Consider the following 16094-nt stretch of genomic DNA (forward strand, 5'->3'; position numbering starts at 1 on the left):
GACGGCAGAAACGAAAAAGAAGGGAAGTGGGAAACTACCTGTTTATATACATAAGCCCAGAATTGAAACAGCTACTGCAACGCTCAAGTTTAGCAAATTTGAGTATGGCAATTGGCAGAGCAGACCACTTTACCATTCAAAATCGTTACCATAAGCCGCAACAACGCAAAGGGTAAACTATGAGAAGAGCAGTTATCACCGGTCTTGGTATCGTATCAAGCATCGGCGTAAATAAAGAAGACGTACTTGCTTCACTTAAAGCGGGTAAGTCTGGAATTACATTTTCAGAACAGTTCGCCGAAATGGGCCTTCGCAGCCAAGTTTGGGGCAACATCGACATCGATTTGAAAGACCATATTGACCGTAAAGCTATGCGCTTTATGGGCGATGCGGCAGGCTACGCATACGTGGCGATGCAACAAGCCATTGCAGACTCTGGTTTAGAAGATAGCGACATTTCAAACGAGCGCACAGGTATTATTGCTGGCTCAGGTGGCGCGTCTTCTGAAAACCAAGTGCTTTCTGCTGATATTCTTCGCGAAAAAGGCGTGAAGCGTGTTGGTCCATACATGGTTCCCCGCTGTATGGCATCTACGGTATCGGCTTGCTTAGCGACACCGTTTAAAATTCGTGGCGTGAACTATTCAATTGCCTCTGCGTGTGCAACTAGTGCCCACTGTATTGGTAATGCGCTAGAGCTTATTCAGCTTGGTAAGCAAGACGTAGTATTCGCCGGTGGCGGTGAAGAATTACATTGGTCACTATCAAGCCAATTCGACGCTATGGGCGCACTAAGCTCTAAATATAACGACAATCCTGCTGTGGCATCACGTACTTATGACGCAGCACGCGACGGCTTTGTAAGTTCTGGCGGCGGTGGTATGGTTGTTGTTGAAGAACTTGAGCACGCGCTTGCACGCGGCGCAAAAATCTACGGCGAAGTAGTAGGTTACGGCGCTACATCAGACGGCTTCGACATGGTTGCACCGTCGGGTGAAGGCGCAATTCGCTGTATGAAAATGGCAATGCAAAATATTGATGCGCCTATCGATTACTTGAATACCCACGGCACATCTACGCCTGTAGGTGACGTGAAGGAACTTGCGGCGATTCAAGAAGTGTTTGGCCAAGCGGGCGTACCTATTAGTGCAACCAAGTCGCTGACAGGTCACGCACTAGGAGCTGCGGGTGTAAACGAAGCTATTTACAGCTTGTTGATGATGGAGAATAACTTTATTGCGCCATCAATTAACATAGACACGTTAGACGACGCGGCACAAGGGCTAGATATTGTTACCCAAGCACGTGAAGCAACGTTAAACACAATTATGTCTAACAGCTTTGGCTTTGGCGGCACTAACGCAACGTTAGTTATGCAGCGTTACAACGGTTAATTGAAACCGCTTGAACCAGTAAGCTTTTTTAGCTTCAGTTAAGAAGTTTCAAAGAAGACAAAAGGGCGTAAACCTGAGCACCGTGGGTGTTTGTGTTTACGCCCTTTTTTGTTCCATTTTTCTATGAAAAGTGCCTAGGTATTATAGAGAAGACAATACCAATTACTTTTTAATTCTCTATTTAAGCTAACGCATCGGTCAGCTTGAACATTAATAGGTACATTTATATAGTGAGCAATAAATCAATTCAAAAAAAGATAGGAAATCATGAATGTAGCAGGGAAGTTTTTGTTTGGCTTATTCTTATCATTTTGTTTTTCAAGTTCGATATTGGCGCAACAGCTTACTTTAGAAGAGCATGTGTTAAATTCAAAAGTACTCAACGAAGAACAGAAAATAAGTGTTTACCTTCCTGAGAAGTATGGAGAAGATCCCACTCACAGATACCCAGTAATATATGCTTTGGACGGCAAGTATTATAAACAAATGGTAAGTGCGGTAATTGCACGCTTTTATGATGACTGGCTAATTCCTGAGACTATTGTGGTTACTATAGATAATGAAAACCGCATCAGAGATTATACACCTACTCCACACGCAACAGCTGATGTACTTAGCGGTAAAGCAGATGTTTTCCTAGACTATATCGAAAAAGAGCTTATCCCTTTTGTAGACAGTAATTATCAGACTTCTGAATTTAGAATTTTCGAAGGTCACTCTCTTGGAGGATTACTTTCGTTATATGCCGTTCAAGCTCGGCCTGAACTCTTTACAGCGCATTATGCTTTCAGCCCATCCCTTCACTGGGGAGATAATAAAACAGTAGAAAAAATTATTACTTACCTTTCATCTCGTAAATCCTTAAAGCAATTCATATATATGAATTTAGGTAATGAAATAGTAAAAAGTGAGTATGAAACAACTAATACAATGGCCGCTTCTTTTTTAAGGTTACAAACCTTTTTCAAAGAACACAGTGTTCCAGGGTTAAGGGTGAAAAGTGAAATTTTAAAAAAACTTCCCCATGCTGCAACGAATATATCCGGTTTGGTTAATGCAACAAACGAACTCTACAGGAATTGGGTTTTACCATTTGATGCAATAGAAGGAGGGCCTGAAGCCATTTCTGAACACTACGAAAAGCTATCTTCTGACCTTTATCAAGAAATTCAACCTCGTAAGGGGTCAATAAACTTCGCCGCAGACTACATGACCAATGGTGTTCACTCTCCAGAGAAAGGTATGAAGTTATTAAAATACAATGCATCATTATATCCAGACTCTGCGTGGGTTATTTTTAACTTAGCCAAAGGTTACGAGCAACGTGAGCAGGTGGATCTTGCAAAAAAATACGGACAAGAAGCTTTGAATTTGATAAATCAAGATGACGAAGAGTTAAAATCTTCAATTGCTAGTTTTCTAGATGCTCTATGATCCTAGATGACCCAACCGTTTGGTATATGTGATGGAAGATACATCAATTACGGTTATCTCATGTCGTTACCATTGCTAGCCACCATGTTTGTCTGTAGTTGCCAGAAAAGACTATTCTTCGGCTGCGTACATTTACCCGTCACTCAAGCTGCCTGTGATAATTTTGGCTCTTGTCTTCTCTAAATTAAAAAATGCTGATGTTTAACCAAGTCTGGTGTAATATTGCACCAGATAAGATTTATTGGAGTAAATGTCATGCCTCGTCAAAGTATCACTCTGACTGAAAAAAATGATGCGTGGCTCAAAAGTCATATTGAAGATACGCGAGAATATGCAAACAAAAGTGAACTCGTGAATGATTTAATTCGCCGGGCCAGACGCGCTGAGGAAATAAATCAAAAGCTCGTCAGTGCAGAGAGAAGCGGATTCATTGAACAATCGCCTGAAGATATGCTGAAAGAATTTAAGGCTGAATTAAAAAGATAAATGGAAAGCTACAAGTTATCGCTGAATGCCAAAGAGGATCTCAGGCGTATTTATACATATGGATTTGTAGAATTTGGCGAACTCCAAGCGGATAAGTATTTCGAAGGTTTTTTTCAGACATTTGAAAGAATTGCAAGTAATCCATCCGCATACCAATCAGTTGACCATATTCGACAGGGGTATAGACGCTGCGCTTATGGTTCAGACAGTATTTACTATCGATACAATGGTATTGAAGTTGAGATAATGGCAATTCTGGGTGGGCAAGACATCGTTGAATGGCTCTAAATCAAGCCAACAAACAAAACTCGGTGTCCGCTCTTTTTTTTGGCAGACCTTAAAGACGGAAACGAAGTTGCACCGCTCAATACATTTCGTCACGTACAAATCCATATCTGACTAAGTAAAACCCTAAGCTCACCCTAATATTAATAGAGGGCTACTGTGTTATTACTAAGTTTTCGGAAAATTACTACAAGGCATTCCATAGCGGAATTCTAGTATTAGTTAAAGCTTTTCAGCTAACTTTTGAATTGCTTCAACAACTATTTCTGGCTGCCTTTTCTGAATAGAATGCTGACGTTCCCCTGAAAAAATGATTGTGCTATTGGTAGAGCGAGTGGCAATGTCTTCCTGCAAAGTCGCCCATACCAAATCTCTGGTTTTTGTATTATCGATTTCAGAAGATGCTTTATTTCGCGCAACAACAACCAAAGGCAAATTGCCAAAGTTAGGCGTTAATTCATTTAATTCACTAAGGCTTCTTGGAAAGTATTCGGCTTCATCTAAGCTGGTATATTGATGTTTGGTTGTACTTTTTTTAGCTTTTTCTTCTGGATTAGTGTTGGAAAGGTACAATCTGGGAATACCGACAGGGGCTGCCCACATTCCAAATTTGAAAAGGTATTTTTGAAGATAATTCGTTTGAGGCATCTCCTCTATCTGATCTTCATGGGCAGAGTCTACCAACACCAAAGCGGCTATATATTCAGGATAGGTAAGGGCATAGCGCTGCATGTTAACCCCACCAAATGAATGGCCTACAAGGATAATTGGTCCAGTAATATCTTTGTCTTTTAGAACCGAGTGAAGTTCAGCGACAATGACTTTACTGTCTCTATCGTGCGGGCTTTCCTCACTCCACCCAAGGCCAGCTCTATCATAGGTAATAACCCGAGAAAACTGTGAGACTTCTTCTACTACTTTGTTCCAGACTGATGAGTCATCACCCATACCAGCGTCAAAAATTACGGTAACTTTTCCTGTTCCAGTGTCCTCGACATAAAGGCTATAGCCACAGATATCTATCATTTCTCCACGCTTGTCAAAAGAGGTGGAATCGACATAGCTTGAATATGACTGATATACAAAACCGACTAATAAAAGCATAACGATGCTGACAGATAAAATTTTCAACGCGAACTTTCCTTTTCTTTGCGTTTCCACGACTTTATTAATATTCCACAAATTCTTTAGCAATTCAGCTAGTTATTTCGGTTAGATAAACTGGTAACGACTAAACAAGGTATCTGGTTCGGGAATAGTGATTTTCCCGTAATGCCGTTTTACCAAACCTTCTTGTTGAAGTTCACCTAATAACTGGTTCACCGTTTGCCTACTGCTATTTATCATTTGCGCTAAAGACTCTTGCGAAAGGGTAAGTGTAATCGCGTTGTGTTTGGGCAAATGTTGACCGTAACTGGTGGTAAGCATTAAAAGCCGTTTTACCAGCTGGTGCTTAAGGCTAAGCCCTGCGCTTGAGTCAATAAACTGAAACGCACTGCGCACTCGCGTGCATAAAAGGCGAGTAAAATGCGGGTAGAGTTCAGGGAACTGTTCAAGCAGTGCTTTAAACGCGTTCTTTTGAATAATCGCTACCGTGCAATTTGTCTCGCAGAAGTTGTCGTGAGTACGGGGGAGGTCGTCAAACATCGATATCTCACCAAACCAGGTGCCGGGGCCCAGTAGCGCAAATAGCATCTCTCGACCATCTACGCCCACAGTGACAACTCTTAAACGGCCCTCGCATACACCATAGAAACCGACACCGTCTTCACCTTTGGCATGCAGTTGCTGCCCGGCTTTTAGGTGTTTTAGGCGCATCTTGTCGAACATGGCTTCCTGCAAATAGGGTGGGATCGCGCCAAACCAAGTAGAGCTAGCGAGAACAGGTTTAAACTTTTCCATTTAACAAATTTCTTACAATGTCGTATATCCGACAGTGTATAGCAATTACTGCGCGTAATGTAGGCGGTAAGAAAAAGTAAGTGGAAGTTTCATTGAAACGCTCAAGGTATCGAGCCTTCCACCTAGGGCTCACCCGCCTCAAATGAAATTAATTTGTACGTTAAAAGAGTAAAGCTATGACAGATTCAGTAAAGTCGAAAGTTAGCAGTGAAGAATGGCAAACCCGTGTTGATCTTGCCGCATGTTATCGCGCAGTTGCTATGTATGGTTGGGACGACCTCATTTTTACTCACATTTCTGCTCGTGTTCCTGGGCCTGACCATCATTTCTTGATTAATCCCTACGGTTTAATGTTTGATGAAGTTACGGCATCAAGCTTGGTTAAAGTTGATCTTCACGGTAACAAAGTAATGGAAAGTGAATACGACATTAACCCAGCAGGTTTTACTATTCATAGCGCCGTTCATGAGGCTAGAGACGATGCAAAGTGCGTGTTGCATTTGCATACAGCAGAAGGTGTGGCGGTATCCATTTTAGAAAAAGGACTGCAGCCTTACTCGCAACAGTCGCTTTTTCCGCTGGCGTCGCTTTCCTATCATGCCTACGAAGGCGTGGCGCTAAACCCAGAAGAAAAAGTGCGATTGGTTCGCGACCTTGGCGATACCCAATTTATGATTTTGCGCAATCACGGGCTTTTAACCTGTGCAGACAATATTCCCGATGCTTTCTTGTTTATGTTTATTATGCAGCGCGCCTGTGAAATTCAGTTAAAAGCGCAGGCCACAGGCAAACCGCTTATTCCAATTCATTCGGCAATTCTAGATGGCATTCGAATGCAGGCCGATCAAGTCACCCGGCAGGCTGGTGGTTCGTTAGCATGGCCGGGTATTAAACGACGCGTTGAACGCCGTTTCCCTGGTTACGACAAGTAACTATTTAAAGTTAACGTTATCCAATACCACGTTCGCAAAGGATGAAGTGGACAAAAAACGTGAGCTAAAGCGGTTTGCTCTAAGCGTTCCCGTTTTAAAGGATTGTATGAACTTCGGCCGTCTCTTTAATGTTGCGGCCAAACGTGCATCAAAATGACGTAAATTAAACGAATCACCGATAAGATAAATCAAGGGCGCTGGGTTACTAAAAGCCTAAGTTAAGGTACACTTAGCGCCATGAAAATACTTCTTGAAGATACCATTCCGTTTGGCACCGATTACCTTAATAGCGTAGGTGAGATTGAAACCTATGCGTGGCAATCTCTTGTGCCTGAAATGCTGCGCGATGTAGATATTCTTGCGCTACGTTCTACCACCAAGGTTACCCCTGAACTGCTGACCAGCGCTAACAAGCTTAAGTTTGTTACTACGGCAACGGCGGGGACCAATCATCTAGATAAAACGCATTTAGATAGCGTGGGTATTATGCATAGCAGTGCAGCAGGCTGTAATGCCGTAGCGGTTGCCGAGTACGTGTTGAGTGTTTTGCTGCACGCGCAAAAAGCCCAAAAGCTCGATTTATATAATGCGACAGTGGGAATAGTAGGTGCTGGTAATGTGGGAACTGCATTATCAAGAATTTTAATGGCAATTGGCGTTAAACACTGTCTGTATGACCCACCGCTACAGCAAGCGCTAGCAAAATCTGGTAAGAAGGAGCATAACGGTCAGTCATTTGTAGACTTAGCGCAAATAGCAAAGTGCGATGTTATCTCGCTTCACGTGCCTTTTATTAAAGGCGGCGAATATCCTACATATCAGATGATAGACGAAGTGTTTCTGGAAGGATTAACGTCAAACCAGCTGCTTATAAATGCGTGCCGGGGTGAGGTTATTGATGAAGTGGCACTACTTAGCGTACTTCAAGGGGAAAAAGCGCCAACGGTGGTACTCGACGTATTCGATAATGAGCCTGCCATAAATACAGCATTATTTGACTATGTTTGGTTCGTTACACCACATATCGCGGGGCACTCTGTAGAAGGCAAAGTGCGCGGTACGCAAATGATTTACGAGCAAATTTGTGACGTAGTGGGCAAAGCCCCAGACAAAGTGCTTAGCGACTTTTTAGAGAAAACCAATCCGATCAAAGTTGCGTTAAACTCGCCTGAGGCGGTGCGGTTGTCGGTTGAGGATCTCATTGCCGTATTCCACAATGTGTATGATGTAGCTATTGACGATGAGATAACGCGAAACGCGTTTGCGTCAGGCCATAATGAAACGCCAGAGACACACATAGCAAATACGTTCTCTACATTGCGCAAGCAATACAGAGTGCGTCGCGAGTGCAGCGCCTATGCGTTACACTTGCCAAAAAACACCAGTAAGCAAATCCAAGACACATTCACCAAACTGGGCTTTCACGTAAGTCTGGTTTAGTTATTTTAATATTAGGAGCATAAAGCATTATGTCGCAAGCGTTTGACGTAGCGGTACTTGGCGCCACAGGTCTAGTGGGCCAAACCATGATTGAACTATTAGAAGAGCGAGACTTTCCGGTAAACCGTTTGTATCCTCTTGCCAGTAAACGTTCAGCAGGTAGTACCGTGTCGTTTAAAGGCGAAGACATTGAAGTATTAGATGCTGATGATTTCGACTGGTCATTAGTGCAATTTGGCTTTTTCTCAGCTGGAGGCAGCATTTCTGCAAAATTTGCTCCGCTAGCGGCAGAGGAAGGCTGTATTGTTATCGACAATACTTCAGAGTTTCGTTACGAGCCAGATATCCCACTTGTGGTGCCAGAAGTTAACGCCCATGCACTGGCAGAATTTCGCAATAGAAACATTATTGCGAACCCAAATTGCTCAACCATTCAAATGTTGGTTGCACTTAAACCTATTCAAGACGCTGTTGGTATTGACCGTATTAACGTGTGCACATACCAGTCAGTTTCTGGTGCCGGTAAAGAAGCCATGGAAGAACTGGCTAAACAAACCGCAGGTTTGCTAAACGCACGTGAAGTAAAGCCAGAGTCGTTTAGTCGCCAAATTGCCTTTAACGTTATCCCTCAAATCGACGTATTCCAAGACAACGACTACACCAAAGAAGAAATGAAAATGCTGTGGGAAACCCAAAAAATTATGGGCGATCAAAGCATTTTGGTAAACGCCACGGCTGTGCGCGTACCGGTTTTCTATGGTCATGCTGAAGCTATTCACCTTGAAACGCGTTCGCCAATAGATGCGCAGCATGTTAAAGAGCTTTTAGCCGATGCGCCAGGCGTAACAGTTTACGACGGTAATGAGCAATTCCCAACGCAAGTAAGCAGCGCTAGTGGCAACGACATTGTGCATGTGGGGCGTATCAGGAATGATATTACTCATCCGTGTGGTTTAAATTTGTGGGTGGTGTCTGACAACATTCGCAAGGGTGCAGCGACAAACAGCATTCAAATTGCTGAGACACTCATTCGCGACTACTTGTAAGTATTCTACAGAGGTTCCGCCTCTGATTAATCGGATAAGCACAGGAAAAGGTAAACATTTTTCTGTGCTTGCCGATACGCAATGAAAGGGGCATTACCCGTTGCAATGAAGTGGCACTATTCAATGGGATAGAAAGACAGCACTCGAAGCTACTGAATGGCCGTTTTTAGCGAAAATTTGAGCATTAGAGCGCTTCAATACTACTGTCTAACTAGATCACCCTTAATAACTGGTTTATAGTTTGTAAAGTTAGGAATAGAACAACGTTAAAAACAATACTCAGTCAGACACTTAGGCGAACGGTAAGAACTCTATAAAGCGCGAATAAATCTTACTGCTAAGTTCAAAAAGACTGTAAAACGCTGGCTTGATTATTAATGGTTTCAAGGTGGCTTAAGAATAAAAATAAAAGCCAATATTTTCTTCCGTACTGATTGGCTAGAAAATCCGCCCATACGTCTCGGGTGGTAAAGACGCTTGAGGGCATATAGGACTGCTATGAAATTGCATTTGACGGGCTTACTTTTACTAACACTTTGTTTGTCTAGCCCTATTATCACTGTTGATGCACAAGAACGCGCTACCTTCTTAAAAGGTCCCAAAGACGCAACTGATCAGTATTCGGGCCTGGAATATGGGCCCATCGACGCCAACGATACCCTGTGGCGCATTGCTGAGCGCTATCGCCAAAACAATAACCTGAGCGTATATCAGGTTATGACCGCCATTTACGAGCTCAATCCAAACGCATTTGAAAACGGCAATTTAAATTTATTAGTTGATGGTGCGGTATTAAAGTTACCATCAGAGCGGTATATCGCCAGAATTGATAAGCAAAAAGCCCAGATGCGCGCTGAGCAGGATGATAGAACATTTGCTGAAATGCTTAATAAACCTGGCAGTAGCGTAAGAAACATCAAGCCTGCATCGCCTTTAGTCAATCAACAAGACTTGACGCAAACCCAAACTGATATTGAGCAGAAAATCACTCGCTTGGATCAGGAGCAAACCCGACAATTCGACGAACTGCGTATGCAGTTTGCAGCCTCACTGGAAAATGTTGAAGCGATTCTTAACGAAAACAGACGCTTGTACGAGCGTGTTGAGGCTGTTAATGGCGAGCTAGAAACCTTGCGTGGGCAAGTCGAAGGTGATGTTAAGAGCCAGCTTGATATGCAAGTGGCGCTTCAGCAAGAATTGCTCGACATGATCAAGGCCGAGCAAGCGCAGCGCGAAGCAGAAAAGCAGTCTTCGTTTTTAAGCGCACTTACCAGCCCTCTGAGTCTAATTATAGGCTCGGCAATTCTGTCACTATTGTTAGTTGGTGGCCTTATCATGTGGCTGCTTAAACGCAACAATAAGCCTGAAGAAGCGCCTGCGGCTGGACCTACGATTACAGCCGATAACGATGAAGTGCCGGTACCTGATTCTGACATTGGCGATCTTTCAAGTGCACTGGCCCCTGACTTTGATGATAAAGCAGAGTTGTCAGATGATGACTTGTTCAATGACGACGACCTACTTGATGACGTACTTACATCAGATTTAGAAGAAAGCCTAAATGACGAACTAGAAACCTTCGCCGACCTTGAAGACGACATGTTGGTGCCAGACGATGGCAGTGATGACTTGTTTGAAGCTGGCGATGATGAGCTTGATCAAAGTGAACTAGATAGTCTGTTTGATGACGATGACCTGTCAGATAAAGTATTAAACGAAAACGACGCAAACGACCTTGAAGGCTTCGACCTGTCAGGGGATGACGACATCTTTGATGAAGATGCTGCCGATGAAAGCGAGCCAGAGACGGAAGTTGCTGACGAGGCTACATCGACAGATGCCGATGATTTTGACATTGATGACTTGCTTGATGATGTACAAAGCCAAGACGCGGCAGAACTTGAGAGTGATGAGCTAGATGAGTCGGGCGACATAGACCCTGACGACATACTGGCTGAGGTCAACGGAACCACAGAATCTGACAACGTTGATGAAGACGATATCGACGCGTTGCTTGCAAGCTCGGTTGATGATTTATCTGACGCTGGCGAAGAAACAGAAAGTGTTTCTTCTTTGCCAACCGTAGAAGATGAGGACGATAAGCCTGAAATCAGTATTGACGATTTGCTAGAAGAGCACGGCGTTGATGCAGGTCTTACTGATGAGCTAGACAGCAATGACGACCTTATCAATGAGGATATGTTGAGCAAGCTCGACGACGAGATTAATCAGCAAAATAAAGAAATTGATAAAATCACCGACGATTTGTTAAATGAAATTGAGCAAATCGAAATGATGGGTGGCCTAGGTGAAGAAGATGACGAAGACGAAGATGATCTTGAGGAAGAAATAACAACTTCTTCGCCGTCGCCGCAGTCTATTCAGAGTCTTGATGCCATTACCGACGATTTAGACGAAATAGTCACCGACGAAATCGAAACTAACGCGGACTTCAGTGACCCTCTTTCCGATGAGCTTATTGCTGAGCTACAGGCGGAAGATGAGCTTGCTGAAGAGCCTTCAGCGGATCAAATGCCTTCAGCGGATCAACAGCCTTCAGCTGATGATGAGCTCGATGAAAGCGCTTCTAGCGATTTACCTACTCAATCCGATGAGGAAGGTGATTTTGACGATCCGTTTACTGATGAACTACTTGCAGAGCTTGAAGCAGAGTTAGATGGCGAGCCTGAAGTTAGTCCTGAAGCTCACGAAGAAGACGTAGATCTTGAAACGCCTGAAGGCGATGAAGAAGATGCAAGCGAAGATGATTTTAGCGACCCGCTAACTGATGAGTTGCTTGCTGAACTAGAAGCTGAAGAATCTAAAAGCAGTGAAGATGTAGATTTGCTGACAGACGAGCTACTTTCTGAGCTTGAGTCTGAAATAGAACCAGATGATGAAACAGATGCAGAGTTCGAACCTGAAGCTTTGAGCGAGTCAGAAGCAGAAGCTGAGCGAGAAGCTGACTTTGGAGATGCTGTAGAGTTAGAGACGGAAGCCCAGGGTGAAACGGAGTCAGAACTAGATTCAGAGCCGGAGTTTGGCACTGAAGTAGAAACAGAACAAGACGCTGATATTGAGCCTGAACTAGAAACGGAACTTGAGTCTGAACCAGCGACGGAGTCAGAGCTTGAATTTGAAGCTGAGCCTGAGCTTGAATCTGAATTAGAACAGGATATCGATTCTGAAACAGAACAAGACCAAGAACCAGAAGAAAAAGTTGAACCTGAAACTGAAGCTGAACCTGAAGCCGACTTGGAAGATGAAGTAGAGCTAGAGGCGGAAGCCGAAGGTGAACCAGAGTCAGAACTAGATTCAGAGCCAGAGTTTGGCACTGAAATAGGAGCAGAACAAGACGCTGAGATTGAGCCTGAACTAGAAACGGAACTTGAATCTGAGCCGGAGCCGGAATCAGAGCTAGAATTTGAAGCCGAATCTGAGTTAGAACAGGATATCGATTCTGAAACAGAACAAGACCAGGAACCAGAAGAAAAAGTTGAACCTGAAACTGAAGTTGAACCTGAAACTGAAACTGAAGCTGGACCTGAAACCGACTTGGAAGATGAAGTAAAGCTAGAGGCGGAAGCCGAAGGTGAACCAGAATTTGGCACTGAAGTAGATGCAGAACAAGACACTGAGATTGAGCCTGAATTAGAGGCGGAACTTGAATCTGAGCCAGAGCCAGAATCAGAGCTAGAATTCGAAGCTGAGCCTGAAACCGACTCGGAAGATGAAGTAGAGATAGAAACGGAAGCCGAGGCAGAACTACAGCCAGGAACAGGCGTAGAGCGAGAGCTCGACGCTGTCGACGAAAACGCCAAAGAAAAGGCGGAGGAAACGTCAGACGATCCACTAGATGACGCTATTGAAGCGTTTGAAAGACAGATGATGGATGATATTCCTTCGTTCAGTCAGATGGATACGGAAGAGCCATCAGCGCAGGAAAAGCCATCAGCGCCAACAGAGCCAGCGGAAGATGCTTCAGCAGAAGACAGTGATGAATACGACGACAGCCTGTTAAACGCTGCGTATGACGAAGTAGAAAGCTTTGAATTAGAGCAAGAAATTGACGGTGTAGTAGACGGTGAAGATGAAGGTGACGAAATATCATCAGAATCTAGTGCTGCTGAAGAATCGAGTTCACCTGAAGAAACTGATTTAAACCAAAGCGATTCAGATAAGAACAGCGAAGAAGACTTTAACGAACTTGACGATGTTCCTGGCCTTGACGACTGGCTGTCTGCTTCCGATGACGACGATCATGTAGACGACAACGAGATTCTTGACGATCTTGACAGTGCGGAATTCGATGAGCTTCTTCAAAGTCTTGAGTCAGACGCTATTGTTGATACAAGTGATGTCGACACCAGTGAAATTGAAAGTGATGACGACGGTCAGGATCCAGAAGCATCTTCAGCAGAGAGTGAAGATACTTTCGAACTTGAGCAGGAAGATGATGAAGCCACATTCGAGTTAGAAGGGAGTGACGACAACCTTGGATTCGACGAAAGCGATGATACGTTTGAACTAGACGAAGAAGATGAAACCTTTGAGCTAGACGAAGATGGTGCTTTTGAGTCTGAGCAAGAAGACGACGAAGATACTTTCGCCCTTGAAGAAGATGATTCGGAACTTGCATTAGACGACCTTGAAATTCCAGATGATGTGGAATTGGATATTGCCACGCCAACTGAAATTGAAGAGGACGAACAAGAGGCTCAATCTGTTGAGACTGAAAAGGCTCAAGAGGATGATCTTAAACTCGATAACCCTGATTTAGATCTTGCCGCCTTACTTAGTGATGTCGATGGTGAAAGTGACGCGCAAACGCCACAAGAAGACTTCCTTGATGTGGAGGCTTTAATGGACGATGGCGATGATGCAGATGCTATTGACCCGGATAGCCAAGCTCTAGATCTTGATGTAAGTTTATCTGACTTCACAGGTGTATCTGATGAAGATACGGTGATTGATATAGATAAAGACGCAGGGCAAAACGCTAACCTGGACTTAGCTCGTGCCTATATTGAAATGGACGATGTGGACGCTGCAAAAGAGTTACTCGAAGAAGTGATGAAAGAGGGTAGCGAAGAGCAAAAACAGGAAGCTGCAGCGATTATAGCGAATATCGCCTAGATAATCTGTGCGAACGCACACAATAGATTGTTCGCCAGACATAATGAACGGCCAGTATATTTACAAGATATACAGGCCGTTTTTGTTTTAGGTGATGTACATTTATTTTCTATGACCTAAAAGAGTTTTGCGTATTAGCGGCATTGCATGTTGCAAGCGACATGACTACACTTAGCGCCTTTTCAGAAACGGGGTAATACAGATATGGGGCGAATTGCCTTAGGGATTGAATACGACGGTGCTGCTGTATACGGATGGCAACGCCAGCGTGAAGTACCAAGTGTTCAAGAACATCTTGAAAAGGCACTATCGACAGTAGCCAACGAACCCATTGAAGTGCAGTGCGCTGGACGTACCGATGCTGGTGTACATGCTACTGGGCAAGTAGTTCACTTTAACTGCGATGCGCCACGCTCAGAGCGCGCTTGGACACTCGGTGTAAATGCGAACCTACCAAATTCTGTTGCGGTTACTTGGGCAAAGAACGTCAGCGATGACTTTCATGCACGTTTTTCTGCGACCCATCGCCGCTATCGTTACGTAATTCATAATGCGAAAATGCGTCCTGCTATTCTCCATTCCGGTGTAACCCATATTCACCGCGAATTAGACGAGAAAAAAATGCATGTTGCCGCACAAGCATTGTTAGGCGAGCAAGACTTTACCTCGTTCCGCGCAGCGCTTTGCCAAAGTAAAACGCCGTTTCGCAATGTTACTGATGTAAGCGTATATCGCCAAGGGCGATACGTTATAATTGATATTCGCGCCAATGCTTTCTTGCATCATATGGTTCGCAATATCACGGGCGCGCTTGTTGAGATTGGGGCAGGGGAACAAGACGTAAATTGGATAGCTCACTTGCTAAGTCTGAAAGACAGAAGTAAATCTGCAGCCACGGCGAGGCCAAATGGGTTGTACTTGGTAGACGTAAACTACCCTGAAGAGCATAACCTGCCTAAAGGGCCTTTGGGGCCGTTGTTTTTGCCAGATCGCACATAGCACTGTCGATGCATACAAGGAAGTAATGTGACCGCGTTTCAATTTTTATCAAGAGCTTTTGGTTTGCTACTGTGTTTAACGGCATTAGCGTGTGGTGCCGATACAAAAGATAAATCCCCTAAGGTACGTTTCGCGGTTAACACACCAGGCGCTGCCCCTTATTTATATTATGATGAGAACTCAAAACGCTATGAAGGCATAGTCGTCGATTTTTTCAACTCGGGTGAACTATTAAATCAGTTTCAAGTAATTTACTTAGACTCAAATCGAACGAGAAGTGAAGGTTTATTAAAATCGTCATCGATAGATTTGTTTTTGTCTTCTGAAAGCTGGATAAGTAAACCGAACGACTTTCTGTTTAGCGAAGAGTTGATAAAGCACGACAGCTATATCTACTCAACTTCAAATTTTGAAGGGCCATTTGTACCTGAGGAAAATTTATCTTCTAGTATTTGTACTAGATACGGCTTTACTTATCCCGTTTTACAGCCGTTTTTTGAGAGAAAAGAAGACAATATTCAGAGGGTTGACTCAAGTAGCCAATATACAATGGCTATGATGATGTCGAAAGGGCGCTGTGACTTTGCGATAATGAATGAGCACAACGCGCGTGCGGTTATGTTTAACAAGACATTTTGCTCTTCAGAGTTCTATCAGTCACCAAACGTTGTTAGTCGGACTCGTTTAGTGTTTGTTATTCGTTCTGATTTAAACTCTCTCAAAAATAAAATAGATAGTGCGCTGAAGCATTTTGTCGAAAGTGGGCAAAGGCAACTATCGCTAGAACGTCACTCAGGTATTAACCAGTTTCCAAAAATTCAATGTCACGGTGCTCGGTGAAACCTACATTCTATGAATCTCGCCAGTGATAATTTAAGTAAAAGCTAGCCGTAGTTAGCATTACTGATGTCTGCTGCCAACTTCTAAGACCAGTTTTGTTTTTTCCATTTCGTTGTATTGTGGTCTAATAGCGCGCTATATTAGGTAGCTGTTCTATTGTGTTACGTATTTTTTCTTTGTAATACAGTATGAAACTTAAA

At 43.6% G+C, this 16094-nt stretch carries 12 protein-coding genes; 10 read left to right on the forward strand and 2 right to left on the reverse strand.

Going from position 1 to position 16094, the window contains the following annotated elements; all coding sequences use genetic code 11:
• Window positions 1–179 precede the first annotated feature (179 nt).
• The 4 genes from fabB to ACFI6J_RS10340 all read left to right on the forward strand — a co-directional run bounded on the left by fabB (window position 180) and on the right by ACFI6J_RS10340 (window position 3602).
• On the forward strand, window positions 180–1394 hold the full coding sequence (fabB, locus tag ACFI6J_RS10325; RefSeq protein ID WP_168462852.1) for a beta-ketoacyl-ACP synthase I: 1215 nt from the start codon (window positions 180–182) through the stop codon (window positions 1392–1394).
• 267 nt (window positions 1395–1661) lie between these two features.
• Window positions 1662–2828: an alpha/beta hydrolase gene (locus ACFI6J_RS10330; RefSeq protein ID WP_278346204.1), complete on the forward strand. Its 1167-nt coding sequence runs from the start codon at window positions 1662–1664 to the stop codon at window positions 2826–2828.
• A 255-nt stretch (window positions 2829–3083) separates the two neighbouring features.
• Window positions 3084–3314 (forward strand): ribbon-helix-helix domain-containing protein, encoded by a 231-nt coding sequence (locus tag ACFI6J_RS10335; RefSeq protein WP_110288631.1) that lies wholly within the window; start codon window positions 3084–3086, stop codon window positions 3312–3314.
• Window positions 3315–3602: a type II toxin-antitoxin system RelE/ParE family toxin gene (locus ACFI6J_RS10340; protein ID WP_110288632.1), complete on the forward strand. Its 288-nt coding sequence runs from the start codon at window positions 3315–3317 to the stop codon at window positions 3600–3602.
• A gap of 219 nt (window positions 3603–3821) precedes the next feature.
• Here the strand turns inward: ACFI6J_RS10340 and ACFI6J_RS10345 are convergent, their stop codons facing one another.
• Both ACFI6J_RS10345 and ACFI6J_RS10350 read right to left on the reverse strand, forming a co-directional pair.
• Window positions 3822–4730, reverse strand: a complete 909-nt coding sequence (locus tag ACFI6J_RS10345) for an alpha/beta fold hydrolase (RefSeq protein WP_278346205.1) — start codon at window positions 4728–4730, stop codon at window positions 3822–3824.
• 81 nt (window positions 4731–4811) lie between these two features.
• Window positions 4812–5501 (reverse strand): Crp/Fnr family transcriptional regulator, encoded by a 690-nt coding sequence (locus tag ACFI6J_RS10350; RefSeq protein ID WP_014949951.1) that lies wholly within the window; start codon window positions 5499–5501, stop codon window positions 4812–4814.
• Between the two features lie 176 nt (window positions 5502–5677).
• Between ACFI6J_RS10350 and ACFI6J_RS10355 the strand changes: the two genes are divergently transcribed.
• From ACFI6J_RS10355 to ACFI6J_RS10380, 6 genes are all read left to right on the forward strand, one after another.
• Entirely contained in the window at window positions 5678–6433 is a 756-nt protein-coding gene (locus ACFI6J_RS10355; RefSeq protein ID WP_014976886.1) for a class II aldolase/adducin family protein, read from the forward strand.
• Window positions 6434–6670: 237 nt separating this feature from the next.
• On the forward strand, window positions 6671–7873 hold the full coding sequence (locus ACFI6J_RS10360; protein ID WP_014976885.1) for a 4-phosphoerythronate dehydrogenase: 1203 nt from the start codon (window positions 6671–6673) through the stop codon (window positions 7871–7873).
• Window positions 7874–7902: 29 nt separating this feature from the next.
• Window positions 7903–8919 (forward strand): aspartate-semialdehyde dehydrogenase, encoded by a 1017-nt coding sequence (locus tag ACFI6J_RS10365; RefSeq protein WP_014979671.1) that lies wholly within the window; start codon window positions 7903–7905, stop codon window positions 8917–8919.
• 498 nt (window positions 8920–9417) lie between these two features.
• A complete protein-coding gene (locus tag ACFI6J_RS10370) occupies window positions 9418–14055 on the forward strand; it encodes a FimV/HubP family polar landmark protein (protein WP_348670921.1) in 4638 nt (1545 codons plus the stop codon).
• 204 nt (window positions 14056–14259) lie between these two features.
• A complete protein-coding gene (gene truA, locus ACFI6J_RS10375) occupies window positions 14260–15054 on the forward strand; it encodes a tRNA pseudouridine(38-40) synthase TruA (RefSeq protein ID WP_282763490.1) in 795 nt (264 codons plus the stop codon).
• Between the two features lie 27 nt (window positions 15055–15081).
• The gene (locus tag ACFI6J_RS10380) at window positions 15082–15894 is read left to right on the forward strand and encodes a substrate-binding periplasmic protein (RefSeq protein WP_278345556.1); all 813 of its coding nucleotides are present in this window, start codon (window positions 15082–15084) and stop codon (window positions 15892–15894) included.
• Window positions 15895–16094 lie beyond the last annotated feature (200 nt).

It is taken from the genome of Alteromonas sp. G4i13 (assembly GCF_054960505.1).

Coding starts and splice junctions, on each gene's coding strand:
- truA (WP_282763490.1), top strand. CDS start 14,260: ATGGGGCGAATTGCCTTAGGGATTGAATACGACGGTGCTGCTGTATAC.
- ACFI6J_RS10365 (WP_014979671.1), top strand. CDS start 7,903: ATGTCGCAAGCGTTTGACGTAGCGGTACTTGGCGCCACAGGTCTAGTG.
- fabB (WP_168462852.1), top strand. CDS start 180: ATGAGAAGAGCAGTTATCACCGGTCTTGGTATCGTATCAAGCATCGGC.
- ACFI6J_RS10370 (WP_348670921.1), top strand. CDS start 9,418: ATGAAATTGCATTTGACGGGCTTACTTTTACTAACACTTTGTTTGTCT.
- ACFI6J_RS10355 (WP_014976886.1), top strand. CDS start 5,678: ATGACAGATTCAGTAAAGTCGAAAGTTAGCAGTGAAGAATGGCAAACC.
- ACFI6J_RS10350 (WP_014949951.1), bottom strand. CDS start 5,501: ATGGAAAAGTTTAAACCTGTTCTCGCTAGCTCTACTTGGTTTGGCGCG.
- ACFI6J_RS10340 (WP_110288632.1), top strand. CDS start 3,315: ATGGAAAGCTACAAGTTATCGCTGAATGCCAAAGAGGATCTCAGGCGT.
- ACFI6J_RS10360 (WP_014976885.1), top strand. CDS start 6,671: ATGAAAATACTTCTTGAAGATACCATTCCGTTTGGCACCGATTACCTT.
- ACFI6J_RS10330 (WP_278346204.1), top strand. CDS start 1,662: ATGAATGTAGCAGGGAAGTTTTTGTTTGGCTTATTCTTATCATTTTGT.
- ACFI6J_RS10335 (WP_110288631.1), top strand. CDS start 3,084: ATGCCTCGTCAAAGTATCACTCTGACTGAAAAAAATGATGCGTGGCTC.